Annotated in this window: 23 protein-coding genes and 1 pseudogene; 7 read left to right on the forward strand and 17 right to left on the reverse strand. The window is 38.1% G+C overall.

Annotated features, from left to right (window positions below):
* Nucleotides 1-160: 160 nt before the first annotated feature.
* Entirely contained in the window at nt 161-1,216 is a 1,056-nt protein-coding gene (locus ACFX4W_RS07995; RefSeq protein WP_280559497.1) for a tartrate dehydrogenase, read from the reverse strand.
* Between the two features lie 208 nt (nt 1,217-1,424).
* Here ACFX4W_RS07995 and ACFX4W_RS08000 point away from each other — a divergent pair, with 208 nt between their 5' ends.
* On the forward strand, nt 1,425-2,093 hold the full coding sequence (locus ACFX4W_RS08000; protein ID WP_043981990.1) for a GntR family transcriptional regulator: 669 nt from the start codon (nt 1,425-1,427) through the stop codon (nt 2,091-2,093).
* A 150-nt stretch (nt 2,094-2,243) separates the two neighbouring features.
* Here the strand turns inward: ACFX4W_RS08000 and zwf are convergent, their stop codons facing one another.
* The gene (zwf, locus tag ACFX4W_RS08005; RefSeq protein ID WP_162214084.1) at nt 2,244-3,743 is read right to left on the reverse strand and encodes a glucose-6-phosphate dehydrogenase; all 1,500 of its coding nucleotides are present in this window, start codon (nt 3,741-3,743) and stop codon (nt 2,244-2,246) included.
* A 125-nt stretch (nt 3,744-3,868) separates the two neighbouring features.
* Nucleotides 3,869-4,780, reverse strand: a complete 912-nt coding sequence (locus tag ACFX4W_RS08010; protein ID WP_043981988.1) for an AEC family transporter — start codon at nt 4,778-4,780, stop codon at nt 3,869-3,871.
* A 256-nt stretch (nt 4,781-5,036) separates the two neighbouring features.
* Between ACFX4W_RS08010 and ACFX4W_RS08015 the strand changes: the two genes are divergently transcribed.
* Nucleotides 5,037-6,554 (forward strand): alpha/beta hydrolase, encoded by a 1,518-nt coding sequence (locus ACFX4W_RS08015; RefSeq protein WP_162214083.1) that lies wholly within the window; start codon nt 5,037-5,039, stop codon nt 6,552-6,554.
* Between the two features lie 257 nt (nt 6,555-6,811).
* On the opposite strand, the gene ACFX4W_RS08020 is transcribed toward ACFX4W_RS08015, so the two are convergent.
* On the reverse strand, nt 6,812-7,558 hold the full coding sequence (locus ACFX4W_RS08020) for a DUF421 domain-containing protein (RefSeq protein ID WP_280559495.1): 747 nt from the start codon (nt 7,556-7,558) through the stop codon (nt 6,812-6,814).
* Nucleotides 7,559-7,636: 78 nt separating this feature from the next.
* Between ACFX4W_RS08020 and ACFX4W_RS08025 the strand changes: the two genes are divergently transcribed.
* Nucleotides 7,637-8,266: an NUDIX hydrolase gene (locus tag ACFX4W_RS08025; RefSeq protein ID WP_043981984.1), complete on the forward strand. Its 630-nt coding sequence runs from the start codon at nt 7,637-7,639 to the stop codon at nt 8,264-8,266.
* Between the two features lie 4 nt (nt 8,267-8,270).
* Here the strand turns inward: ACFX4W_RS08025 and ACFX4W_RS08030 are convergent, their stop codons facing one another.
* The 6 genes and pseudogenes from ACFX4W_RS08030 to ACFX4W_RS08055 form a co-directional block, all read right to left on the reverse strand.
* Nucleotides 8,271-8,669, reverse strand: coding sequence for a PaaI family thioesterase (locus ACFX4W_RS08030; RefSeq protein WP_272801475.1), 399 nt, complete (start codon nt 8,667-8,669; stop codon nt 8,271-8,273).
* Nucleotides 8,670-8,859: 190 nt separating this feature from the next.
* Nucleotides 8,860-10,011, reverse strand: coding sequence for a suppressor of fused domain protein (locus ACFX4W_RS08035; RefSeq protein WP_377559335.1), 1,152 nt, complete (start codon nt 10,009-10,011; stop codon nt 8,860-8,862).
* Nucleotides 10,012-10,041: 30 nt separating this feature from the next.
* A pseudogene (locus ACFX4W_RS08040) lies at nt 10,042-10,317 on the reverse strand (DUF6985 domain-containing protein); the annotation flags it as partial.
* 81 nt (nt 10,318-10,398) lie between these two features.
* Nucleotides 10,399-12,552 (reverse strand): DNA topoisomerase III, encoded by a 2,154-nt coding sequence (locus ACFX4W_RS08045; protein ID WP_043981980.1) that lies wholly within the window; start codon nt 12,550-12,552, stop codon nt 10,399-10,401.
* A gap of 259 nt (nt 12,553-12,811) precedes the next feature.
* Nucleotides 12,812-14,110, reverse strand: a complete 1,299-nt coding sequence (locus ACFX4W_RS08050; RefSeq protein WP_043981978.1) for an arsenical efflux pump membrane protein ArsB — start codon at nt 14,108-14,110, stop codon at nt 12,812-12,814.
* A 15-nt stretch (nt 14,111-14,125) separates the two neighbouring features.
* Nucleotides 14,126-14,476, reverse strand: coding sequence for an ArsR/SmtB family transcription factor (locus ACFX4W_RS08055; protein ID WP_013056623.1), 351 nt, complete (start codon nt 14,474-14,476; stop codon nt 14,126-14,128).
* Nucleotides 14,477-14,771: 295 nt separating this feature from the next.
* On the opposite strand from ACFX4W_RS08055, the gene ACFX4W_RS08060 reads away from it, so the two are divergent.
* A complete protein-coding gene (locus ACFX4W_RS08060; protein ID WP_116733233.1) occupies nt 14,772-15,314 on the forward strand; it encodes a hypothetical protein in 543 nt (180 codons plus the stop codon).
* Between the two features lie 210 nt (nt 15,315-15,524).
* Nucleotides 15,525-16,226: a hypothetical protein gene (locus ACFX4W_RS08065; RefSeq protein WP_043981976.1), complete on the forward strand. Its 702-nt coding sequence runs from the start codon at nt 15,525-15,527 to the stop codon at nt 16,224-16,226.
* Nucleotides 16,227-16,370: 144 nt separating this feature from the next.
* Here the strand turns inward: ACFX4W_RS08065 and ACFX4W_RS08070 are convergent, their stop codons facing one another.
* Both ACFX4W_RS08070 and ACFX4W_RS08075 read right to left on the reverse strand, forming a co-directional pair.
* Nucleotides 16,371-17,147 (reverse strand): YibE/F family protein, encoded by a 777-nt coding sequence (locus ACFX4W_RS08070; RefSeq protein ID WP_043981974.1) that lies wholly within the window; start codon nt 17,145-17,147, stop codon nt 16,371-16,373.
* Complete coding sequence (locus tag ACFX4W_RS08075; RefSeq protein WP_043981972.1) at nt 17,144-18,136, reverse strand: YibE/F family protein; 993 nt, start codon at nt 18,134-18,136, stop codon at nt 17,144-17,146. The genes ACFX4W_RS08070 and ACFX4W_RS08075 overlap by 4 nt, the downstream gene beginning before the upstream one ends.
* A 551-nt stretch (nt 18,137-18,687) precedes the next feature.
* Here ACFX4W_RS08075 and ACFX4W_RS08080 point away from each other — a divergent pair.
* Nucleotides 18,688-19,254 carry a peptidoglycan-binding domain-containing protein gene (locus ACFX4W_RS08080; protein WP_043981970.1) on the forward strand — a complete coding sequence of 189 codons (567 nt, stop codon included), beginning with the start codon at nt 18,688-18,690 and terminating at the stop codon, nt 19,252-19,254.
* 223 nt (nt 19,255-19,477) lie between these two features.
* On the opposite strand, the gene ACFX4W_RS08085 is transcribed toward ACFX4W_RS08080, so the two are convergent.
* The 4 genes from ACFX4W_RS08085 to ACFX4W_RS08100 all read right to left on the reverse strand — a co-directional run bounded on the left by ACFX4W_RS08085 (nt 19,478) and on the right by ACFX4W_RS08100 (nt 22,539).
* Nucleotides 19,478-19,798, reverse strand: coding sequence for a 2Fe-2S iron-sulfur cluster-binding protein (locus ACFX4W_RS08085; protein WP_013082802.1), 321 nt, complete (start codon nt 19,796-19,798; stop codon nt 19,478-19,480).
* 74 nt (nt 19,799-19,872) lie between these two features.
* A complete protein-coding gene (locus ACFX4W_RS08090; RefSeq protein ID WP_013082801.1) occupies nt 19,873-20,052 on the reverse strand; it encodes a hypothetical protein in 180 nt (59 codons plus the stop codon).
* Between the two features lie 292 nt (nt 20,053-20,344).
* Nucleotides 20,345-21,652: an MFS transporter gene (locus ACFX4W_RS08095; RefSeq protein ID WP_043981968.1), complete on the reverse strand. Its 1,308-nt coding sequence runs from the start codon at nt 21,650-21,652 to the stop codon at nt 20,345-20,347.
* 329 nt (nt 21,653-21,981) lie between these two features.
* The gene (locus ACFX4W_RS08100; protein WP_016763789.1) at nt 21,982-22,539 is read right to left on the reverse strand and encodes a YdhK family protein; all 558 of its coding nucleotides are present in this window, start codon (nt 22,537-22,539) and stop codon (nt 21,982-21,984) included.
* Nucleotides 22,540-22,767: 228 nt separating this feature from the next.
* Between ACFX4W_RS08100 and ACFX4W_RS08105 the strand changes: the two genes are divergently transcribed.
* Nucleotides 22,768-23,196: a hypothetical protein gene (locus tag ACFX4W_RS08105; RefSeq protein ID WP_097823663.1), complete on the forward strand. Its 429-nt coding sequence runs from the start codon at nt 22,768-22,770 to the stop codon at nt 23,194-23,196.
* 138 nt (nt 23,197-23,334) lie between these two features.
* On the opposite strand, the gene ACFX4W_RS08110 is transcribed toward ACFX4W_RS08105, so the two are convergent.
* Nucleotides 23,335-25,752, reverse strand: coding sequence for a heavy metal translocating P-type ATPase (locus ACFX4W_RS08110; protein WP_043981964.1), 2,418 nt, complete (start codon nt 25,750-25,752; stop codon nt 23,335-23,337).
* Nucleotides 25,753-25,762 lie beyond the last annotated feature (10 nt).

A 25,762-nucleotide genomic window follows, 5' to 3' on the forward strand; every position in this document is an offset into this window, starting at 1 on the left:
GGGAATCTTCGCCTTGCCCTCCAACCAACTGCTAGAAAGACCTACACACATGAAACCTACGTTTACCACAAAAAAAACAAACCATGAATCCAACACTTTGATCAATGGTTCGTTTTTCACTTCGTCTAATATTCTTTTGTCCTAGCCTCTTTTAGAACCTTCACTTCTTTAAATGAGAAATAATTTGATCCGTTACTTCACTAGTAGTTGCGCTGCCTCCAACATCTGGTGTAATGATGCCCGATTCTGTCACTTGCTCGATAACCTCTAATAAATGACTGCCTAATTCTTGTTCACCAAAATGATCCAACATCATTTTAGCCGTCCAAATCTGTCCGATTGGGTTTGCAATTCCTTTTCCGACAATATCAGGAGCAGACCCGTGTACCGGTTCAAACATCGAAGGATATTTTCCGTTCACATTAATATTTGCAGCGGGAGCAACGCCAATACTTCCCATAATAGCAGCTCCGATATCTGTTAAAATATCTCCAAATAAATTGCTTGCCACAATTACATCAAAACGACTTGGATTTGTAACGAAAAAAGCCGCCAGCGCATCGATGTGCTGTGAGTCTGTTTCAATATGAGAATAACTCTTGGCAACATCTTGAAACACTTCGTCCCAAAACGGCATGGAATGAACAATTCCATTTGACTTCGTTGCGCTTGTAACTTTTGCTTTTCTTTTAGAAGCTAATTCAAAGGCGTAGCGCATTGCTCGTTCTGTTCCTTTTCGAGAAAAAACCGCATTTTGAATAGAAATTTGATCTTCTCCTTGATAAATCCGGCCTCCTACTTCACTGTATTCTCCTTCACTATTTTCACGAACAACAATTAAATCAAAATCTTTTGGGTTCGTTAGTGGAGATGCGATGCCTTTTAACCTCTTGGCTGGACGAATATTAATTACCTGCTGAAATTCTCGACGAATCTTAATGAGCAGACCCCATAGAGACACGTGATCTGGCACAAGATTTAAATTTCCTACAGCCCCTAAAAAAATTCCGTCAAAGTGTTGAAGCTGCTTTAGCCCATCTTCCGGCATCATCTGTCCGTATTTCAAATAATAATCACAGCTCCAAGAAAATTCTGTAAATTCAAATTTTAATCCCCCGTGAAGATCTGCAATCGTATGAAGGACCCTAACCGCCTCCGGCACAACTTCTTTTCCTACTCCATCTCCTGGTATGTTCGCTATTTTTAACGTTTTCATCAAAAATCCCCCTGCGTCTTTTATGTAAAAAACCTATCGGTCGACCGTCGACTGATATTATCTATTTGATTATACGTAAAAAGAACGCTTTCATCAAGAAAATTCTGAATATATTCATTTTCTTCGAAAATTCAAAATTATTATGACTCTTATGAACAAGCGTATTATAATTAGGAAATAAATGATTATAAATAAACGAGGTATATCAATGAACAATTTTGATTTACATAAGCCGTTACCATACTATCTTCAATTTTATGAAAAAATTAAGCAAATGATTGTGAACGGTGAATATAAACCGGGCCAGCGAATCAATGAAACCCAGCTAGCTAAAGCATTTGGGGTTAGCCGCTCTCCCATAAGAGAAGCAATGCGTTTATTAGAAAAAGACGGCCTTTTAGTTGCAGATCAAAAAACAGGCTTTATTGTTTATTCCCTGTCTCCTGAAGACGTAGAAGAAATTTATCAAATTCGTACGGCTTTAGAGTCTTTAGCCATTGAGCTGTGTATTACTCGCGCTTCTGATGAAGAGCTTCTTTTCATTGAGCAGCTGTTAGATAGAACCGCTGAGGAAATAAAGCAAGGAGCCGAGGATTCTCGACTTATTGAGCTAAATGAACATTTTCATCAGCTGATTCTTCAATACAGTCATAATAAACATTTAAAAAAACAGCTCGATAGCGTAAATGTATTGATTTATTTTTGTCGGGTGCTTAATTTTAAAGGTAAAGGACGCGCTGCTGAGATTTTAGATGAGCATCAGCAAGTGTTCACCTTTATGAAAAAACGCAGTTTAAAAGCTGTTGAACATATGCAAAAACATTTACATCATGATCTTGTTCATTTACAAAAACGATTAAACACCAAAAGCGATTGAGACATAACTAAACTCATTCAATCCAAAGACGAACAAATGAGATACATAAATAAAAAGATCCGAACGATGAATTGAGAGCCTCCATCAAGAATCTCAATTCATCGTTCGGATCTTTCTTCAACGAAAAAAATTTTGTCCTAGCCTCTTTTTTTAAATAGGCAAAAACACTCCAGGTGCTTCCCCATGTTCATCGTCATCGAGCCACCACTTAAAGCCTTCTTGTGCAACTAATTTTTGTGCTTTTTCAGGACCTTGTGAGCCGGATGGATATTCATAAAGCGGCAGCATATCAGCTTCAAATGCATCTAATACGGGCTGCACCCATTGCCAAGATAGCTCTACTTCTTTCCAATGAGCAAAAAATGTGGAGTCCCCGATTAATGCGTCGTAAATAATTCGTTCATATGCTTCCGGTACATTTCCTTCTTCTCTTGAAAACGTAATACGAACCGGCTCAATAACACCATTTTTTAATGGATTTTTGCTGTTAAGCTGCAAAGCGACGTTTTCGCTTGGACTAATTTCAATAATAAATAAGTTTGGTGCTACTTTGTCATAAGGAGTTTCATACAGACCTTTTAAAGAATCTTTAAATTCTACGACGATACGAGTTGATTTTTCTTTCATTCGTTTGCCCGTTCGAATATAAAAAGGAACGCCTTTCCAAAATGGATTATCGATCCATAAACGTGCTGCCACAAACGTATCATTTTTAGAGTCTGCTTCTACGCCAGGCTCTTCTTTGTATCCTCTAACAGATTTATGATCGATTTCTCCGCTTCCGTATTGCCCTCGTACAACATCCCGAGCTACTTCTTCCGCTTGAATTTTCCTCAGTGACTCCATTACTTTTTGCTTTTCTTCTAAAATGTTTTCTGAGCAAATTCGTTTTGGAAGATGCATAGCTGTCATCATGAGAACCTGCAGCATATGATTTTGAATCATGTCGCGTATGGCCCCCGTATGATCATAATACCCTGCACGATTTTCAACACCGACTGTTTCACTTGCCGTAATTTGGACATTTGCAATGTGTTTGTTATTCCACAGCGATTGCAGCACGGGGTTCGTAAATTCAAGCGCTTCTAAATTTTGCACCATCGGTTTCCCTAAATAATGATCAATTCGATAAATTTCTTCTTCTTTAAACGTACTGCTTAGCTTTTCATTAAGCTCTCTTGCTGAAACAAGATCATGTCCAAACGGCTTTTCAATCATAAGACGCTTCCAGCCGCTGGTTTGATCCAAGCCGCTTTTTTTTATATGCAGAGCAATTACATCGAAGTATTCGGGTGCTACGGACAAATAAAACAAACGATTTCCTTTACTTCCATAAGTTGTTTCTTGCTCATTCACAAGTTTCAGCAGCTGTTCGTAATCTTCTATTTTGCTTGCGTCTACTGCTTGATAATGAAACAGGGACAAAAAATCTTCTTCGTTACTTTCCATTTTCCGTCTCGAAAAATCGTTTATAGATTGCTTTACGCGCTCTTTAAAATCCTCATGAGACATCTGCTCGTACCCCGATCCAATAATAGAAATAGTATCAGGGAGCTTTTTGTCTGTAAATAAATTATAAAGAGCAGGAAAGATTTTTCTTTTTGCTAAATCACCCGTTGCGCCAAATAAAACAAAAGTTAAGGACTCCACTTTTTTTCCTCCCGTCAGGTTGTATGTATGATGGATTTTCTCTTCTCCTAGCTTACCTCTGTTTATTTGGGAATATCCTTTTTTCATCAAAAAGGACGCTCACAAGTGTGAGCGTCCTCAGTTATTTACATTAAAATGTTTGTCATTCCCCACAGCAGTAAAAAGCTCAGCAGAATCGTCATATTTGACACGGTGCCGACAAATTTTTGATCGTATTTGAATTCTACTGCGTAAGGTAAAACTGACCCCGCTACTGGTAGAATGAAACAAACTAAAATTGTATAACGAAACATATCTTCAAATGGAAGTAAGAAAAACAGCGCAATCCCTACGCCAAGTCCAATCACGTAGCGGATGCTTAAAAACATGATAATTTTTTTCAAATAGCTTTTTTGGAATGAAAAATTTAAGTATACGCCTAAAAGCAAAAGAGAAAGCGGCATATTCGCTTTCGAGATAATGCCTGAAACGTCTAATACGTATGATGGTAAATGAATGCCTATAATCGCAAGAAGACAAATGATTACATAGGTAAGAAGCGGCATTGATTTTAATACTTTATATAAAATCTTTTTAAATTCAATGTCAATATCATCCCCAGAGTAGTAGCTGCCAATCACATAGCATAAAACAAAAATAACAAAGGCATTTCCCACATCAAACATACCAAAGTATTTAAGTCCTTCTTTTCCCCAGATACCTTCTACTAGTGGATAAGCAAACATTCCAATATTAAATCCTGGAATCATCATCGTCAGCATGCCTTTCACTTTTCGCTCATCTTTTCGAAACACAAAAACCCCTACAGCAGCTAACAGCAAGCCATAGACAATCCCAATAACTAATAGTAAGATAAGCGATCCATCAATTTTAATACTGCTGAATGTGACAATAATCAAGCAAGGCATTGTAATATTAAAAATAATTCTGGCTAAAGCTTCCCCGTCTTTTTGCTGAAGGAGGTTTGTTCGTTTTAGTATGTATCCTAATAGAATGATTGTAACGGAATACAAAAACTGACTGTTAAAGCTGCTCATAGACCTACTCCCTTGCCCTCTTTTATACTTATTTAATCGATTGTTTTACCCTGTCTTTTTTAATCCTTGTTTCATTATAATATAAGCAGCCTAAAAAGAAACTAGAGAATTGGATGCAGTTTACCTGTTTGTTAGACAAAAACAGCTTAGAAACAAATGAAAAAACTTTCCTCCAAACTAATTTTAAAACAGGACATTTTTCTTTTTTATGGAATTTACTTAAAAGGTATGAGTATTTTTATGAGGAGGAAGAAATGTGAAACGAAAAATGATAGCGCTTACTTTTTCTGCTGCTCTTTGTTTTTCAGCTTCAGGATCTCTTGCTGAAGCTTCTACCAACACAGATGTAATCCCAAATGCTGATCAGTCAGCAGAAACCTATTTTGACGGAGCGAACGGAAATTGGCTCACCACTAAAAACCCCGCTCAATATCAGCAGGCTACGCTCTATGGCAATATTGGGCTTACTCCTTATAACTGGGGGAAACCTGAAGATGGATCGGGCTGGTATCGAATCAATCAGCCCGCTGCGGTCAAAGGAACACAAGTAAATGGCATTTTTGAAGACGCTCAGTTCGTCATCCGTGTTCCTGATAACTGGAACGGAAAACTTGTAGTAGCCGGCATTCCTGCCACGCGCAACGAAACGTCCACCGATTTATTATTCAGCGATTACGTTCTTAAAAAAGGCTATGCGTTTGCAGCCACCGATAAAGGAACACAAGGAGAAAGTGATCCTAACGATCCTTTTGCTAAAGTAAAAAATGCACTCGCTAACGATGACGACAGCGTAGCAGAATGGAATATGCGCTATCGTCAGCTGACAAAAGCTGCCCAGCAATACTTGACTACTCATTATTCAGACAAGCTAATCAACCCGTCCAATCGAAAAAATCCTGCAAGCGATTTGATTCGAAACGATCATAAAGTACCAACGTATGCAATTGGCATTTCAAACGGTGGATACGTCGTCAGATACGCACTTGAACACGATGATCCAAAACAAACAAAAGAGCCTCGTTTATTTGATGGAGGCGTCGATTGGGAAGGCGTATTATGGAGTGCAAAAGCGCCAAATTTAATTAGCTCACTAACACCTGTTGTCAACAACGCAGAAGAAGCGCTGTACGGAACGGGAAAAGAACAGAAAAAAGCCATGAAACAAATGTACAAAGCAGGTCTTCCGAAAGGATCAGAAAAATTGTGGAATTATCATGATCAAGTGTACTGGGCGGTCACATTAAACATTTACCGTGATCACTTTGATCCAACTGCTCCAGGAAGAACAAACTGGCACAACTATTTAAACTTTACTTCAGCAGGTCTACGTGATCGCTCATGGGATTATATCTTTGAAAATTATCGCTATCAAACCCGTCCAAAAAGCGTAAAAGAAAATGTAGCAAAAGTAGAAAATACGGGTGATATCGATGTACCTCTTATCAGTATGGCCGGCTCTCTCGACTCACTTATCTTCCCGTCTATTCACGCGGAAGGCTATGAAAAACTCGTTAAAAAAGCTGGCAAGGCAAACCTTCATCGTCTTTATACCGTTAAAAACGGAAATCACGTTGACAGCTTAGTATGGAATAAACAAACGGATCCAAATCAAGAGCTTCAGCCTCTGCTTCCATATGCCCATCAATCTTTTGATTTGTTAGTAGACTGGGTGGAAAATAAAAAAGCAGCGCCGGCAAGTAAAGATATTAAAGCACCTCAAAATAACCTTAAAGTAATCGACATAAAATCTGGGCAAGAAGTAGATCCTCGCTGAGGTTGAGACATAACTAAATGAATCCAACCTAAAGACAAATCAATGAGATACATGAGCTGGACTGCTTATTACACCGCAGTTGATTTCCGTGCAAGGCTTCGCTTTCTGCAGGAGTCTTCGGCTTGCCCTCCAATCAACTGCTAGAAGGAACGAAACAGATAATACTATGTTCACAATCACAAAAAAACGAACCACTAATCAGACATGTTGATTAATGGTTCGTTTTTCACTTGGGCTAAAATACTTTTCTCTCAGCCTTAGTCTTCATAATAATCAAGATACAGATGACCTGCTGAGTCTGCTTGGCCTAAAAATACCTTATCGACTGCAGCATCTTTCTTTTTGAGCTGTTCTTTAACCCACGCTACGCTATATCCTAGCTCATGAACCGCTTCTTTCATTATATTTCCGTCCATGATAATCGTTTGAGGTAATCGTGTCGCCTCTCCTTTTATTAATAAATCTTCTCTCGTAACGTTTTGCTTTTCTTTTTTTAACAGCACGCTTAATTCCCCGTTGGTTTCGAGCATAGCAAAAGCTACGTCTTCCACGTAAAAGATGTCTTTTTTCCGAAGCTGCTCCATGAGCTCATCTACTGTATATTTTTCTTTTTTTACATTTCCCTCAAGAATTTTTCCTTCTTTAATGAGGATCGTTGTCGTCCCTTCCACCGCTTTTCGAAAGCTTATACTTTTTAACGATACGTTTGATACAAAAATAAGAAAGGATGCCCACACTAAAATCGCGACTCCCCCGTGACTTGCCTGTAAATCTACATCCATTGAAATTGTTCCTGCAATATCTCCAATTGTAATGCCAACGATATATTCAAAAAAAGAAAGTTTGGATAACTGTTTTTTCCCCAACAGCTTTGTAATAAAAAACAAGCCAAGTAAAATCAGCACTGAACGAAGTACTACTTCCATCCAATGATTCAACGCATGCACCTTCTTTACTAAAATTGATGTATCCTTTATCTTGTACTTATTTTTATGTATGAACACGTTTTTTCACCTTCCATTATTTACATCAACTTCACGACGGGTTAGAGTAGAAAGAAGTCGGAAAGAAATGGGGAACTTATCATGAACGATGAAATGTTAATGGTATTTAACGATCAACAGGAGCGCATAGGAACAGCGTCTCGCAAAGAAGTGCACGAAAAAGGCTATTGGCACGAAGCGTTTCACTGCTGGTTTGTCAGCCGTGAAAATGATATAGACTATATTTATTTTCAAATTCGCAGCGAACAAAAACAAGATTATCCGGGTGCGCTCGATATTACAGCTGCCGGACATTTGCTTCATACAGAAACCGCTGTGGACGGTGTAAGAGAAATTCACGAAGAGCTCGGCGTCAACATTTCATTTGATGAATTGCTTCCTTTAGATGTATTTAAATATGAAGTATCTCAGCCGCACTATATTGACAAAGAATTCGCACACATATTTTTATATTACAGCTCTCATCCGCTCACTGCTTTTACGTTGCAGCAAGAAGAAGTATCAGGGCTTGTAAAAGCGCCGTTTTCTCACTTTTGCGAACTGTGGCTTGGAAATCAAACAGAACTGATCATTGAAGGGATAACAAATAAAAAAGAGCCCATTCACCGTACAGCACACAAAAGTGAATTTGCTCCTCATCCCAAAGCTTACTATGAAACAATTATTTCATTCATTAGCCAGCAGCTGCATTCAGCAGAAAAAGCTTAAAATCCTAAGCTTTTTCTGCTGAAAAAATCATATATGTTGCACTGCCAAGCGCAACAAGCTTGCCGCTGCTGTCTTCAATTTTCACTTCTCCAACAGCAAGCGTTTTGCCGCGATGAGACAGTGTGGATTTAGCAACTAAATAATCGCCTATACCCGGCCTTGTGTAATTTACTTTTAATTCAACTGTACTGGCACTTTCCTCTTCAGAAAGAGAAGACCGCACAGCTGAACCAACCGCCGCGTCGATAAGCGTAGCAATAACGCCTCCATGAACCGTTCCTCTTCCTTGCAGAAGCTGCGGCTGAATCGTGATTTTTAACTCCGCATATCCTTTATCAAGCAGCGTTTCTTCAATGCCAATATAATCCCAAAACGGAATCATCCCTTTACTCGTTCGTTTCATCAATCTCATCCTTTACATAAATAAGCTATGTAAGAACTTCTAGAAAAGCTGGAGAAATCCTGTTTCTTCGCACGCAAAAAGCGCCTGCTCTTTAGCAAACGCTTTTTATCCCTCTATTTTTCAAACAAAAACTGCACTTTGTTTTCTTTCCATACGGGTGATTGTAAAAAACTACCCGGATTAACAAGTCTTATTGCATACCAACATTTATCCGATTTATATCCAAAACATCGGTGATTCCTTTCTCATTCATTCTTTCAAGCAGATACTCATACCCTTTTTCCAATGCAAGTTTTCTTTCTTCTTCATAGATAGGAACAAGTGTATACATATTTATGTCTTTATCTCTAGTATGGACGTTAGCCAGTCCGGACTCTTGAGGACGACAGATCATTACGCGTGATAACTTTGTATTTGATGCAAATGGCTGAGGAGGTTCTCCATTTGGAAGAATAACTCCTTCCTCAAGCCACCTATCATAAAGGTGTGGAATATGAGCCACTTTCCTTAACCATCCAAAGGGCCAAGAATGATTTTGGTCTTGTATATTATCTTTTTCGACTACCCAATTTGAAGGTAACTTTAGTAACAGCTCTGCATACTTAAATGTTCTTTCTTCATCTGAATAATCCATAGGTTCATCACTCATGCCGGTAGTTACAAGCGTGACGAAATCTTTATTCATTGAGGGAGGGATTATGTGAATAGTGACTGATACTCTACTACCTGGAACAGTTTCACTTATAGTATTTTCAATAGGACCGAAGTGTTTCGTAATATGATTTAAAATCTCAACATGACGGTCCTGATCATTATGATTTGTTGTAGTTACACCCGTAGAGAGCTCTCCCTGACTTTCTAACAACTTAACAATTTCTTTTTGACCTTGTTCCTTTGCAAAAGTCAATGCGTCTACCTCTCTCATAGATTCACCACTATATGTAACATTCGTATCTATACCACTTTCAATTAATAGTTCTGCAATAGTAGCATGGCTATTACTAATTGCACCAAACAATGGATTTCTTTCTGGATCGCTTACATCCATATCTGCTCCACGAGATAATAGATACCTAACTATATCAATATGACCTGCAGAAGCTGCTTCGTTCAATGCTCCACCACCATACACTCCTCCAAGTACATTAACATTTGCACCCAGTTCTATTAGTTTCTTAACAATATCTAACTCTCCTCTAGAAACTGCAACATGAAGCCACGTTCCAAAAGGGGTCATCATATTTAAACGTTCAGCATCGGAGCCAATTAATTCAACTACCTTTTCAATATCGCCTTTTTTTATAGCCGAACGAATTTCTTTTGCAACTAAATTACTATCCATTCCTCATTACCTCCTAGGAAATAGTTCTATTTAAATTGCAACATCCTGGTAGCCTACTTCCACCACTTTTTCATTTAATAGGCGAATGCCTAAGCCATTTTCCATATCCCATGTACAATTAAATGTCATTCTAATATCTCGCCCTTCAAAAATATCCGCATATGGAACAACAATTCCATCTAAAGTTATCATGTCTAATATTTGATCCGCTGTTTTAATTAAAAGGTAATGTTCATTTAATCCACTATCATTGCCTAGTTCATGTTGCTTTTGGTTATAATAGTCTACTATTGATTGCAAATATGAAAAAGATTCCCCTCAACCAACTTTGGTGTGGGGAACCTTTTTTTGATTGACTGGCTTTTGTCCTAATCTCTCTTTATCCCTCTATTTTTCAAACAAAAACTGCACTTTATTTTCTTTCCATTCTAACTTGGCATTAAAGGTTTTATCGCCTTTTTTAAAGCCTTCAATCAAATCTGTCTGTCCTTCACTTAACAGTTTTTTTAAATTAGCTTGGGTGACTGTTTTACCTAAAATCTTTTTCGATACGGTAAACGTGCATTTGGTTTTTGCATAGTTTGAGCATCCGTAAAATGAACCTTTATCGACTACTTTTCCGTCGCAAAGCTTACACGAACCAAACGATTTAGAAGAGAAGCTTTTACCTTTACCTTTTCCTTTTCGCTGAATGGATTCAGTGTCGTATCCGCTGAAGTTCCACTTACTTTCTGCTTCGACAGCGTCTTCGATAATTTTAGCTGACAGCTTTTTTGTTTGTTCCATAAAAGCAGCGGCCGATGCTGCTCCTTCTCCAATTTCAGCTAAACGCTGCTCCCACTTAGCCGTCATTTCTGGTGAAGCTAAAATTTTATCGCCAATCGCGTCAATCAATACCTTTCCTTTATCAGTCGCAAACACTTGGTTTTTTTTCACATCAATATATTTACGGTCTTTAAGCATTGTAATGATTCCCGCACGCGTAGCTTCAGTCCCTAACCCTTCTGACTTTGCTAAAATTTTCTCCAGCTCATCATTATCCAAATGCTTACCCGCTGTCTTCATCAGCGTAATCAACTGACCTTCCGTGTAGCGTTTTGGAGGCTGTGTTTTACCTTCTTTTACGTCTACTTTAACAACTTTTCCTTCTTCCCCTTCTTGGACATTCGGAAGAATAACGTCGTCGTCTTTCTCGTTTTGAAAAATTACTTTGCGCCAGCCTTCTTGAATTTGCTGCTTTCCTTTTGAAATAAAAGCTGCTCGCTTTTCCACGAGTGTCGTAATCGTTGTATAGTCGAAAATCGCTTTTTCATAGTGTGCCGCAATTAGACGTCTTACGACTAGGTCGTAAATTTTCTGTTCGTCTCCTGACAGTTTGCTGGGGTCCTTCACTTGTTCCGTTGGAATAATCGCATAGTGATCGCTCACTTTTTTTGCATTTACATAGCGTTTATTTCCCAGGACTGAAGAGTAAGGAAGCGGAAATAAATGTTCGTATTCAGAAAAAGCACTCAGTTTTTCTAAAATCTCAGGAAACGTTTCCGCTTCTCCTTCTGTTACATAGTTTGAGTCTGATCTTGGATAAGAAACAATTCCTTTCTGATACAGCCCTTGCAGCACATCAAGCGTCTTTTTAGGAGAAAACTTAAACGCTTTATTGGCGGTTGCTTGAAGTGATGATAGGTTAAATAATAAAGGCGGCTGGAACTCTTTTCGCTCCGTTACGAGTTCATGAACTTCCGCGTCTTTTCCTTCGCAAAACTGAGCAATTTTATAGGCCATTTCTTTTTCTTTAAGACGCGATTCTCCGTCTTGATGCCATTTGCCTTCATACTTCTTTCCTTCAATATCAAACTTAGCAAGCACTTCCCAAAAAGGCTCTGATTTAAAGTTATCAATTTCTTTTTCACGCTTCACGATCAAAGCAAGAGTTGGCGTCTGCACGCGCCCTGCCGAAAAAACATCTGACATACCATGCTTTTTTAACAAAATGCTATACACCCGTGAAGCATTCATCCCAACGACCCAATCCGCACATGCTCTTGTATATGCTTCATAATAAAGGTTACGCGTATCGCTTTCGTCTTTTAACTGTTGAAACCCATCATAAATGGCCTTTGGCGTTAAAGAAGAAATCCACAATCGCTTCATCGGCTTATGCACACCTGAAAGCTGAATGATATTACGAACAATCAATTCTCCTTCACGCCCCGCATCTCCCGCATGAATAATTTCTGTGACCGTCGGCTTTTTAAGCAGTTTTTTTACCACTTGAAACTGCTTAGCTTTTGAGCGCGTCACTTCATATTGAAAGCGGTCTGGAATCATCGGCAGCGTGTCAATTGACCACTTTTTCCACTCCGGCTTATAATCTTCCGGACTTACAAGCTGACATAAATGCCCCACTGCCCACGTCACATACGCTCCGTCTGTAAACACTTCATTCGGTGGAATCTCTAAATAGCCGTCGTGACGCTTCGGCTTAAACTGTGAAGCTAGAGTCGATCCTTGATCCGGCTTTTCTGCAATAATTAACTTCATGTATCTAATCACCTTACATTTCAAATTTCCATGTGAAACTTAGTCAGTTTTATTATTTTATCATAGAAAGAGCTGTTGGAGTATGAATGAGGAGAAAAGTAGTTTAGATGAGAGATACCTATCTCATTTTAAAAACGCGTCGCTGTCCGTTATAGCTTTTCAATAAAAAAGCTGTAGATCATTTTCTACAGCTTTGATACATATCTGAATTTTTCTGGCAACAGCCATTATCATATCGACTAAAACAAATCTGGACGTGTTATGAAATAATCAATAACCAAACATACAAACCAACAAGCGTAATAAACAATGTCGGAATCGTTAAGATAATACCCGTTTTAAGATACGTTCCCCATGAAATTTTCACGCCTTTTGTTGAAAGAACATGAAGCCATAAAAGCGTCGCTAAAGAACCAATCGGGGTAATTTTCGGACCTAAATCCGATCCAATAACGTTTGCATAAATCAACGCTTCCTTGATTGTTCCAGCCGCGTGTGTTGCATCGATTGCTAGTGCATCAATCATAACGGTTGGCATATTGTTCATAATCGATGAAAGAATAGCCGCAGTGAATCCCATGCCAATTGTTGCTGCAAACAGTCCATGACTAGCCGTTGCTTGGATCACGTCAGCCAGAATTTCTGTTAAACCAGCATTACGCAAGCCGTATACAACAACATACATGCCGATAGAGAAAAAGACAATCGCCCATGGAGCTCCCCGTAACACTTTTTTTGTATGAACCGCTCGGCTTTTTTTAGCCATCATCAAAAACAGAATAGCAATAATACCTGCAATAATCGAAACAGGGACGCTAAAGAATTCTCCAATTAAATAGCCTAGCACTAACAAAACTAAGACAATTCCAGATAACCGAAACATCTTTTCATCTTTGATGGCATCCACTGGCTTCTGTAAATCTGCTACATTGTATTTCTTAGGAATTCTTTTGCGGAAATACAGATATAAGACCATAATACTTGCAAACAGAGAAACCAAATCTGGAACAATCATGCGTGATGCAAATTCAGAAAAGCTAATACCGAAGAAGTCGGCTGATACGATATTTACTAAGTTACTAACAACAAGGGGCAGCGACGTTGTATCTGCAATAAATCCACTTGCGATAATAAACGGAAAAACCATTTTATCGTCGAACTTTAATGCCCGAACCATGGCTAGTACAATGGGTGTTAAAATCAACGCTGCTCCGTCATTAGCAAATAGCGCTGCTACAACGGCTCCAAGAAGAGACACGTACACAAACATACGCACGCCGTTCCCTCCTGCAGCTCTAGCCATATGAAGCGCTGCCCATTCAAAGAAACCAATTTCATCTAAAATTAAAGAAATAATAATAATAGCAATAAACGTAAGAGTCGCATTCCACACAATGCTGGTTACCTCAAGAACGTCTTGAAAATCAACAACGCCTGCCAGTAAAGCAATCATAGCTCCCCCGCAAGCCGACCAGCCGATTGATAAATTTTTCGGCTGCCAAATGACAAAAATTAATGTTACTAAAAAAATCAATGATGCTAGTACAACTGATGCCACTTTTTAAACCTCCAATTATTCACAACAACTAATACGCAGTCCTTGTTTTTCCAGCTCTTTTAAACGTTCGTCCTGACTTGGTACAGATTCAAGTATGCCCAGAACAAACTCATAGTACTGGCTTTCTTTATTAAGAGAATAAAAAACCCATTGCCCTTTTCTTCTTTCCTTCACAAGTTCAGCATCTCTTAATTTTCGTAAATGCTGACTAATTGAAGGTTGGCTAGCTTGATAGATATCTACGAACTCACAAACACAGCATTCATTGTTCTCTATTAATTTAACCATCGAAAGCCTTGTTTTATCTCCCAATAATTTTAAGATTTGGGCTGCTTTTTCAATACTATCTATAGATTTTGTGCTCATTAATGAATACCTCCTACTCCCTTTCAGTTGATAGATAATAATGTGCTTATGTATTAATGCTCATTACTATAATTGATTTCTAAATGCTTTACAATTTTTTAGTAAACTAAAAGTGATTTAGTAGTTGTCTAAGGATTTAAAGAAGTTATTTTTCCCCTACTAATCTAAACAAAATCTAGCACATAATACTATAGGTATATTTTCTCGTAAAAATGCTCCTAATGTCCTTGGACAAACATACATACTTATTTTGTCGATCCGCATAAAATATAGAGAAAAATAAGAAAAGATGATTATGATAAAAAAACATTATTCCTATTATAACCCTCAAGATGGTAAATATTATGTAGACAAGCCTTACTCTCTTAGAGACAATAAAGTATCGCCCTCTGCTTCCCCTAAAATTCCTTTGAAAAATACAGCCGACAGAGCTTTTAAAATCCCTGTATTCCTCAGCCACCCTTCTATGCTTAATACTACTCAAACAAGATTTCTTAATCGTTTAATTGATGAAATTGAACGTGCTCTTCTTTTCCCTCGTACACTGCCTGATACAGAGCAATATCCTAATAAAACAATAACAAGCGTTCGCCGAATGATACTCTCTAGCTATGAGTTGATCGCGGTGAATATGCAGCAAGTCTTTGCCAATTATACCATGACGAATATTCCCAGCGGTACACCTCCGCCACCATCATGGGAAGGTGCTCCGTTTTTACAAATAGAGCCAAGCATGGGTTACCAACGAGGCCTGCCTTTACTTCTTATCAAAGAATCAGGTGTCAATAGTATAGGCGTTTGGAATCCATCAGTAGTTCCTTTCTTTATTATTGAATGAGATTCTACAAAACCGCTTGATGAGTTTTTTAACCGTGTTGAATGGAGAGAAATATTTCAAAACTGGGTGGCTCAAGTACGAAATGGCTACTTTATTCAAACACAGCCTTCCTATCGATACGGCCCGGATGATCTATAGAAAGAGTTTCAACCGAAGAGCACTTTCGAAAGCTGTTTCTATAAAACAAGTTGGAATGCGAGGTGAATATAATTGACTTTAATTAATAGTGGGACATGCGTAGGAGTTCTATATCGAGCTAATGCCGGTGCCTCTTGCAGAAACGGGTACTGTGTTCATAATGGAAGATTAGTAGGCGGCGTCATAAGCTCAAATGCTGGTACCTTAACGGTTACAAGAAGCATCGATAACACAAAGTTACAGACTTATAATGGTATTCTTCTTAGCCACCGAGCCGTAAACCGAACGACAGGCCAAGTCACGCAGCAGTATTTGTATTTTAGAAAAAATCAGTTAGAAAAAGTAGAAGTTACGCCTTATACACAATATAGTGACCCTAGCTGTCAAAGAGAGAATCATTATAATATCCCTGATATTATCTATCCTGGTGAATGTGTAGGAATCAGATATCGGATAGGAGATGAATGGCATATAGGAAATGGGCGATATCTATATTGGACAGGCCAAGTGAATCACTGTATATTTGATGAACGTTCGCAAAGTACAAATAGACAATTTTTACGGCAGATTTGGTACGCACATTGGGTACTCGATCCAAAAAATGAACGAAATATTATACACCAAAAAACCTCCAGAGGACCTGGATCTCCAAGAGGTGAGCGTAGAATTTATGTGTTTAAAAATCTGCTTCCAGCAAACGGTGAGACCGTCCTTGTAAAAGCTGCTTCTCCTGTAAATTCTGCTTCCTGGCCTTTTCGTATTATCTATCAGTAAGAAAAATAGAGAATAATCCTTCGTTCAACTATAACTTCCAGCCTACATTAAGTTTCTTTTCAACATTCCACCAATAATGTGAATGCCCATCCAAATATTACTGACTACCAGTTGGATGGGCATTTTCTTAAATTTTTTCTTTTTTTATTTGTACATATGGTTCGCTTTTTCTCTTTTTTGTAAAAAAATAGAGGCACTAATCCACGAAGTAATTGGAATAATAATGGCTACACCAATGCCTCCGCTTAAGATAGAAATGACTTCTGCACAAAAGGTTTTTGAATTGATAATATCTCCAAACGAATACGACAATCTCTTAAACCATATAATTAAAGTCAAATATCCCCCTACAAATGCAAAATACAGTGTATTGGTTGTAGTGCCTAAAATATCTCTTCCAATTTTCAGTCCTGAATTGAAGAGATTTTTTTTAGTTACGGACGGGTCATGAACAAATAATTCATTCATAGAAGATGAAATAGATAGCGAAATATCAATGATCGCTCCTATGGCTCCCATAATAATTGTACAAATGGCTATTTTAGCAAAGTCAATTCCAACGTAAAGTGAAAAAGCGTTAATTTCTTCTTCTTGTTCTTCTCCAAACCCTTGAATCATGGCATGATGTTCAATGATAAAAATAAAGAGTACTAAAACGGCTAAGGTAATAATCGTTGAAACAAACGCAGCAAGCGTTTTATGATTGAATTTATTAATATAAAATAAATTAATACAGCTAATGATTGTACAAGCGATCAACGTAACAATAATCGTATTTTTTATAGACAGCATAAAGAGAATGGTTAGAAAAATAACGCCAAAATTCAAGAACAAAGCAAGGAAAGATCTAATTCCTTTTTTTCCGCCCACCATACTCATCAAAATAAATAAAATAAGAGCAAGCAACAGTAAAACGTTCACTTTCTGTTCCCCTTCCTAAAAATAAAAAGAATCGAAAGATAGAGTGTAATTGGAATCGTTAGCACAATGCCAATGCTGCCAGTAAGAGCACGGATTAACTCTAACGAGAAATTCATTGAAAACGTGTATCCTAAAGGAGAACCGTTTTTTAAATAAAGAAGGACCATTGGAATTGTTCCACTTATATATGAAAAAAATAAAATATTCGTCATGGCTCCCATAATGTCTCCGCCAATTTCCTTGCCCGATTTCAGTAAGTCTTTGTGCGCTATCTCTTTATTCTTTTCATATAGTTCATAAACAGAAGAAGTAATGGTAATAGCTACATCCATCACAGCTCCTAATGATCCTATTAGTACCTCACTCATAAATATTTTTTGAGGAGGAATCGTCACAAACTCCATTCCTTCATAATGAAGACCGTTCGAATCTGTTAGCTGCATGACGATGTACGCAATTAATAGAGAAACAAACGTACCTATTAAAGTTGAAATAATTGCTACATGCGTTTTTTCTTGATTACCGCTTACTAATAATAAAGAAATAACTGTAAAAAGAACGACCGCAACAATACATACAGCTAGCAAGCTCACATTCCCTAGTGCTAAATATACATTGAGAGCCCCGATTAAAAGTACAATATTAATAAATAAGCTAATGATTGAATAAAAACCTTGTTTTTTTCCAATCGCCAGCAAAATTAATATAAATAAACCCGCGACAGCGGTAACCTGCGTGTCCCGCTTCACTCCTTCAATCGTGCCACTTAAAGCATGCTGTGAATTCTTTTCTAAGGAGACAAAAAGATCTGTTCCGACAGTGTACTTTTGATCATAAGCACCTGAGTATGAGTACGTATTCTCTAAATGAATAAGCTTCCCTTTGTATTTTCCGTTCATGATTTTAGCAACAATTTTTTGAGAATATACGGTATCTTTGTTGTGATTTAAATCAGTAGATTTATTTTGTTCTACAACATTCGTCTTCACTACCTCCGCTATCGGTTTTTTATAAAGCGAATAATTGTGGTTTGTTACTATTAGCGCTATACACAAACAGCAAATTCCTAGTATATAGAGAAAGATTTGTTTACGCGATAATTTATTAAACTTTTGCTTCGAAAAAAGATTCCTTATATGCTGGGAATACAGAGGTGACATCACATAATTCCTTTCTAGTTATTATTTGAACGCAGAGCTCTTGAACATGAAGAGACTGCAAAGAGATCTAAGACACTTTGCAGTCTCTTCATTCGTTTATTTATTATGGGTGCTATACAGCAAAACACACTATGATCATGCAAGACACTCCACCTGCTATTTTTCATTCCGTACTGTATCAGAGAAAAGTGAAATTATAGTGAAAACATAGAACGATTTATCTACTTCACTAGTTTTTTATGACTATCTTATATAATCATAGGAATATAAAAACAAATAGAAAACTGTCTGCGCTATAATAAATTGACTTTATAGCTACTGATTAGTTATAAAACTCATGAAAAGCGACAAATAGTTGCTAAAAACAAGGAGGTTATTTCATGTTAACGAAAAAAACACTTGTCATGCTTTCTACTCTCACCCTTGTAACAACATGCGTAGCATTCAGCACTCCAACTACTGAAGCAGCTGCTAAAGATACCTACTCACAAAAAATTGAAACTAAAGCAGAAACAAGGCCTACGCTTCGTAAAGGTTCTCACTCTAGCTACGTAAAGGACTTACAGCAAAGCTTAAAAGATGTGAAGTATAACACATCAGTTGATGGAATTTTCGGTACGCAAACACAAAATGCAGTAAAAGAATTTCAAACCGATCACAGCTTGTCTCCAGATGGTATTGTTGGCCCCTTAACATGGGCAGCTTTAGATGAGAACAAGGTAGAAAGAAAGCAATTTCCTGTCAGCACAGCTATTACATTCGGTAAAAAAGAACTCGGTGACAACATTGTCTTCAGTACAGACGACCGCTTACGGAAAGATAACAACGATAAAACTTACTACAGATTCGTAGCAAAAAACAAAGACTGGATGGATCAAGGCGGATCAGGTACCGTAGGGTGGTATCATATTTACAAAAATGGAGATGTGATTGAAGCATCCAATTAAACCTATTTACAAATAACGGTTCGAAAAAAGCCTTCATAATCACTCTTTTGAGTGATTTACTATTTCCCTTACAGAATGCTAAAATTTAAAGGAATCATTCCGTAGGTACTTTACTTTAACAAGAACAGCTTTTTCTCCCCGCAGCTGTTCTTGTTATTTTTTAATAAAAATGAAAAAAGCAGCATGCTGAACATTCCACACGCTGCTTTTTGCGATTCCAGGACTACTCTGCGGGTCGAGGTCCTGCTTCTCGTCCTGAGTTCTCTACCGTTAATATGGGCCGAACGGTGATATCTTCATTTACACGAATTTGACATGATAAGCGCAAGTGATCTTCAATTGAACTTTCTGAGTATGCATTTTTCTCTGCGTGTGTTAAATCACAATATTCACCTTCAAGCACTTCTACCCTGCAAGTCGTGCATTTAGCTTTCCCGCCGCATCGATGAAGAATATTTATACCGTTGTCTTCGAGTGCCAAGACAAGCTTTTTTCCTTTTGCCACTTCAAAACTTCCGTATCCTAAAACGGTTACTCTTGGCATGTATCTCCCTCTTTCCCTCTACTGTGTACAAGCGATTTGAATTACACTATATGCAGTTTCTTTTTATTGCATGCCTAAATCCAATTAAGAAGACCATCATTTTGTAATACGGCAACTAAAACGACAATCCCAAGTATAATAACAGGTATCAGTGCTTTTAAAATTTGATACTTAGATAATTCTATACGTTGAGGCTCCTTTAACAAATGACTTTGATTTAACTCAGTATTGTTTTCACTTTCTTTATGATTCATGTTCCTCTGCCTTTCTATTTTTTATAGTGCGGTTCATATCTACTTCTGCTGAAATCACAAAAATAGACACAGAATTTCTTCATAAAAACCATCTTAACCTTTTTAAGAACATGCTATACCAACAATGCTATTTTAAAACAAGCCCCTAGCACATGTTTCAAATAAACAAATTCATCTTGTTTCTCCTTTTAATAGCGTCAGATCAGAAGACTAGACTTTTCACATCACTAAGTGCATGAGCAAGGTCGTTATTTATAATCAAAAGTAAAAACCCATAGCGAGTCATGGGGTTTTACTTCGTACGTTGTTTTTTTGGAATTTTAATTTGTTTAATATCTCCCAACACATAAATATAAAAAATTAAGCCTAGCAACAATACAATTCCCGCTACAATAAAGCTTAGATTAAAAGAACCGGTTTTATCCAAAAGATATCCCGTTAAAGCTGTAGCTATAATTCCACCAAACAAATTATTAGCTAAATTAACAATAGAACTGAGAAGAGAAATGGAGCCTGCAGGCGCAATTTCAGCAGAAATTGACCAGCCGATTGGTGCCGTTGCAGATATACCTGCCAGTCCAATCGAGATACAAATCATCGCTACTACAACACTATTGGTGAAAATAGAACCTAAAAAAACAAACCCTAAGCATAATCCTACAACAATGATCGTGCGATATACTTTTTGACTGTTATATCCTTTTTTTATGAGGTAATCAACAAGCCAACCGCCAACTAAAATGCCAGCAAATGTAGCAATTAGCCAAGGGACTGCCGTAAGCAGACCCGATGACATGATATCCATACCGTATTTCTCTTTTAAAAAAGTTGGCAGCCACGTTAACAGTAAATTAAACGTATATCCATAGCCTGTAAACCCAATCATTAGCCCCCAAACTTTTCGATTCGTAAATAATACTTTTAAGGTATGTAAAAATTTTGATGTTTGTTCATCGTTCGCATTTAAATTATTTTCTTGAATATACTTCAGCTCATCATCTGATATGCGTCTATGCTTTTCTGGTTTTTCGTAATAAAACCAAAACAGCAGCGTAAACAGCACGTTTATAATTCCAATGGATAAAAATGCTGTGCGCCAATCAAATTTAGTGATGAGAAATGCTACAAGAGGCGCGCCAAGTACATTTGAAAATTTGGCTGCTGAATCAAACAAAGAATTTGGTAAGCTTCTTTCGTTTGGAGGAAACCATAGAGATGTAGCTTTTGACGCTGCTGGAAAAGCTGAAGCACTCATTATTCCTATTAAAAATCGAACGATATAGAGAAGAAGTTTTCCTTGCAAAAATGCCATCGACATCGTTAATAAACTCCAAATCACCATACCCACTCTTGTTACCCATGCTACTCCGAACCGATCAAGCAAGCTTCCGGCAGGTATTTGCATGATCGTATAAGAATACGTATAAATAGAAAAGACAATTCCGAGCTCTGTTCCCGTTAAGTGAAATGCATCTTGTATTGCAGGAGCGGCCACTGACACCGCTACACGATCAAAATAATTTAAAATAATCATACTGCTTAACAAAGATGAAATGAACCATCGTGTGCGTCCTGTTGGCTTTACTGTATGTTCACTCATAGCTAGCTCCTTTCATCAGTAGTTTGTTCGTTTTATTACCGTAGCATTCTACTTAATACCACAACTTCTTTTGAAAGAAACATACGTTTTTTTCATCCACCATGCAAGAAATCCCTCATGATAAAACATAAAACAAGAAGTAAACAAAAAGAGATTAAGTCATAACTAAATCAATCCAAACTACAGCTAGAAGCAACCACCTACATTCACCATAACAACGAAAAAATCCGAACGATGAATCGAGATTCTCAATCAAGAATCTCGATTCATCGTTCGGATCTTCCTTCACCTAAAATACTTTTGTACTAGCCTCTTTTTTCGCTAACAGTCTATTTGGCTGAAAGTTCACTTTCGGTTACCCACTTGTGATTTTTTACTTTCTCTCCGCCTGTAGTCGGTGCGTAGTCTACCATGTATACCGTTGTTTTTTCGGCTGAATCAATCGTTGCTTTTGCCCCTTTCATACCTTTCATATGATCTGCTTCAAGCGTTACTTCGCTACCTGGCTTTAACTGCTCGTTACCCGCACCTTTTATTTCTTCTTGAATAACCCACTTATGATTTTTTACTTTTTTCCCGCCAGTCTTTGGCGTATACGAAACGGTATAGGCCGTAGTGTCGTAAGCACCAGCAATCGTTGCTTCAGCCCCGTTCATGCCTTTCATATGATCTGCTTTTATAACGGCTTTATCTCCAACTTTATATGTTGGATTCTCTGCTTTTTTTAATCCTTTTGGAACCTCTCCTGAACTAGAGTGATTCATCTCTGAGTGATCGTGCATGGATTCGTTTTTGTCAGCTGAAGGCTTTTCATGACTAGAATCGTTTCCGCATCCGCTTAGTCCAATAATGACAGATGCCCCAAGAATAAATAGCTGTTTTTTCATAACAGTCCCTCTTTTCCACATAATAAACTTTAAAATAAAAATCATTTAATCATTAGAAACAACTTACCTTTGCCTACTCTTCTTCTTTTCTTTATTGTAGCCAGAATTTGTGCAGATTTTGTGAAGATGAAGGTAATTGGGCACGAATAATTCCTGTGCCTAAAAAAGGCCCTCGTATGAATCACTTACCATAAGGAAAAAATATAAAAATAAAAGGAGGAAAGAAACATGCTAAAAATACGCTTTGCTCTGTCCTCACTGTTACTTGCGTTTAGCTTGGTGATTGGAGCTCCTTTTGCTTCCGCACACTCCACTCTCTCATCTAGCGTACAAAAAATAGAAGTAACGTCCATTAAAATGAAAACGCTCAAAACATTTATCGATGAACAAGATATGAATGCATTCACTAACAGTATTAAAAAAGCGCAGCATATGAAACTTCTCTTAGATGAAGAATCTGCTGGGAGCATCGATTGCAAAATGACCATTACCTATGGAAATGGTTCTAGCCGTCATTATTTCATTTGGATTATGGATGATGGACGTGATGTGCTAATTGCTCAGCAAAAACACCCAGAAGACCTTCATCTTAAAGGGTATGAATTGAATCAAAAAAATTCCTTGCACCTAACAAAGCTGCTAAAGAATATTCTTTAGCAGCTTTGCTTTTAGATCACTTTCACCGAGAATGACTCGATGACTCTAATATTTTTTAGTTTATATTGCCCACATAGCATATACTGCTATGACTGCGAGCACGTACAAAATAGCTGAGACGATCCACTTTTTCATATCTTATAGCCTCACTCTCTGCAATCGCAGTGCATTTAATACAACCGATACAGAACTAAAGGCCATCGCGGCTCCAGCGACCCAAGGGGCTAACAGCCCAACTGCTGCAATTGGAATACCAAGCGTGTTGTAGCCCATTGCCCAGAATAAATTTTGTTTAATATTAGAAATCGTTTTTCTACTCATTTCAATCGCATCTGCAATGCTCATCAAGTCTCCTCGCATCAGCGTAATATCAGCGGCTTCCATCGCTACATCCGTTCCTGTTCCGATGGCCATTCCAATATCAGCTAACGCAAGTGCAGGAGCATCATTAATACCGTCTCCTACCATTGCGACTTTTTTACCTTGCTGCTGAAGCTTTTTTACTTCTTCTGCTTTGCCTTCTGGCAACACTTCTGCTATAACGTGCTCAATACCCGCTTGCATCGCAATAGCCTGAGCTGTTTGACGATTATCACCTGTAATCATCATCACTTCTAAACCCATTTCTTTTAACCTGGAAACTGCTTCTTTAGAAGTCACTTTAATGGTATCTGCAACAGCAAGCATGCCGGCATATTTTCCGTCAAGAGCAACGAGCATAACCGTTTTTCCTTCTCGTTCTAAATTTGTCATTTCTTCTAAGGCTGTATCAATATTCACTTTATGTTGGTTCATAAGCTTTCTTGTTCCCACTAACAGCTCTCGCTCTTGTACAGTTGCTTTCACTCCATACCCTGGAATAGCTTCAAAAGATAACGGATCTTGAATCTCTATACCTTTATTTTTTATACCTGCTACGAGTGCTTGAGCGAGAGGATGCTCCGACAAACGCTCAGCCGATGCAACTAACTGCAATAGCTCATTTTCTTCGTAGTCTTGTGCAATACGTACATCGGTTAACTCGGGAGTTCCATTTGTAACAGTTCCCGTTTTATCTAAAAGAATCGTATCGATTTTATGCGTTGCTTCTAAATGCTCCCCGCCTTTAAACAAAATACCAAATTCTGCTGCGCGGCCCGACCCCGCCATAATGGAAGTTGGAGTAGCTAAGCCTAACGCGCATGGACATGCAATCACTAGTACGGCAATGAGCTTTTCTAAAGCCGGTGCAAATTCGCCAGGCGCAATCCAAATATACCAAACAAAGAAAGTAAGAAGTGCAATTCCGACTACAATTGGCACGAATATACCTGAGATATAATCAGCTAATCGCTGAATAGGCGCTTTAGAACCCTGCGCTTCTTCTACTACTTTAATAATTTGTGCAAGCGCCGTCTCCCTGCCAACGTTTGTAGCTTTTATTTTTAGAAAACCATTTTTATTAAGTGTGGCCCCAATGACTTTATCTCCAATGTTTTTATCTACCGGTACGCTTTCACCTGTCAGCATGGACTCATCTAAGGCCGATTGCCCTTCAATAATCTCTCCGTCTACAGGCACTTTTTCACCAGGCTTAATAAAAATAACTTCGCCTTTTTGGACTTCTTCCACTGGAATTTCAACTTCCGCTCCGTCTCTTATGACAACGGCCGTTTTAGCCTGTAAGCCCATCATCTTTTTAATTGCCTCTGAAGAACGGCCTTTGGCGTTTGCTTCAAATAATTTCCCTAAAAGAATCAGCGTAATCAATATAGCGCTCGTTTCATAGTAAAGCTGATTCGTATGAGCAGATGACCCAAGTGATTTAAGAGAAAAGTATAGACTGTAGAAATAAGCTGCACTTGTGCCTAGTGCTACTAAAACATCCATGTTGGCACTTTTGTTACGCAGAGCTTTAAATGCGCCTACATAAAATTGCTTCCCTACCACGAATTGAACAGGCGTAGCTAAAGCAAGCTGAACCCATGGATTCATCAGCATATGAGGTAAAGGAATAAACGACGTAAACGTAAAATGGCTAACCATTGCCCATAATAACGGTACGCTTAAAATAAATGAAAACCAAAACTTTCCTTTTTGTTTACTCAGTTCTTTTTCTCTATAGCTTTGCTCTTCTTCTTTTTCTTCCGACTTTAGCTTTGCTCCGTATCCAAGCTTTTCAACTCGCTTCGTTATATCTTGCGGAGCTATTTGAGAAGGGCTGTATTCAACAGAAGCCGTTTCTAAAGCAAGGTTAACACTTGCCTTTGTCACGCCTTCTAATTTGTTCAACCCTTTTTCAATACGAGTCGAACAAGCGGCGCACGTCATGCCCGTAATAGCAAATTCGGCTTTTTCACTTACAACTCCGTACCCAAGCTTTTCAATTTTTTCTTCAAAGGCCTGTGGACTTGTTTTAGACGGATCAAATATGATAGTAGATCTTTCCAAAGCCAAATTTACGTTTGCTTCTTTTACACCTTCTATTTTTTTTAATCCTTTTTCAATTCGGTTAGAACACGCTGCACATGTCATACCCGTAATTTGCAAGGTGGCTTCTTTTTGTTTGTCACTCATCACGTTTCGC

This window comes from Priestia sp. YIM B13489 (assembly GCF_042787645.1).
Taxonomy (GTDB): Bacteria; Bacillota; Bacilli; order Bacillales; family Bacillaceae_H; genus Priestia; species Priestia megaterium.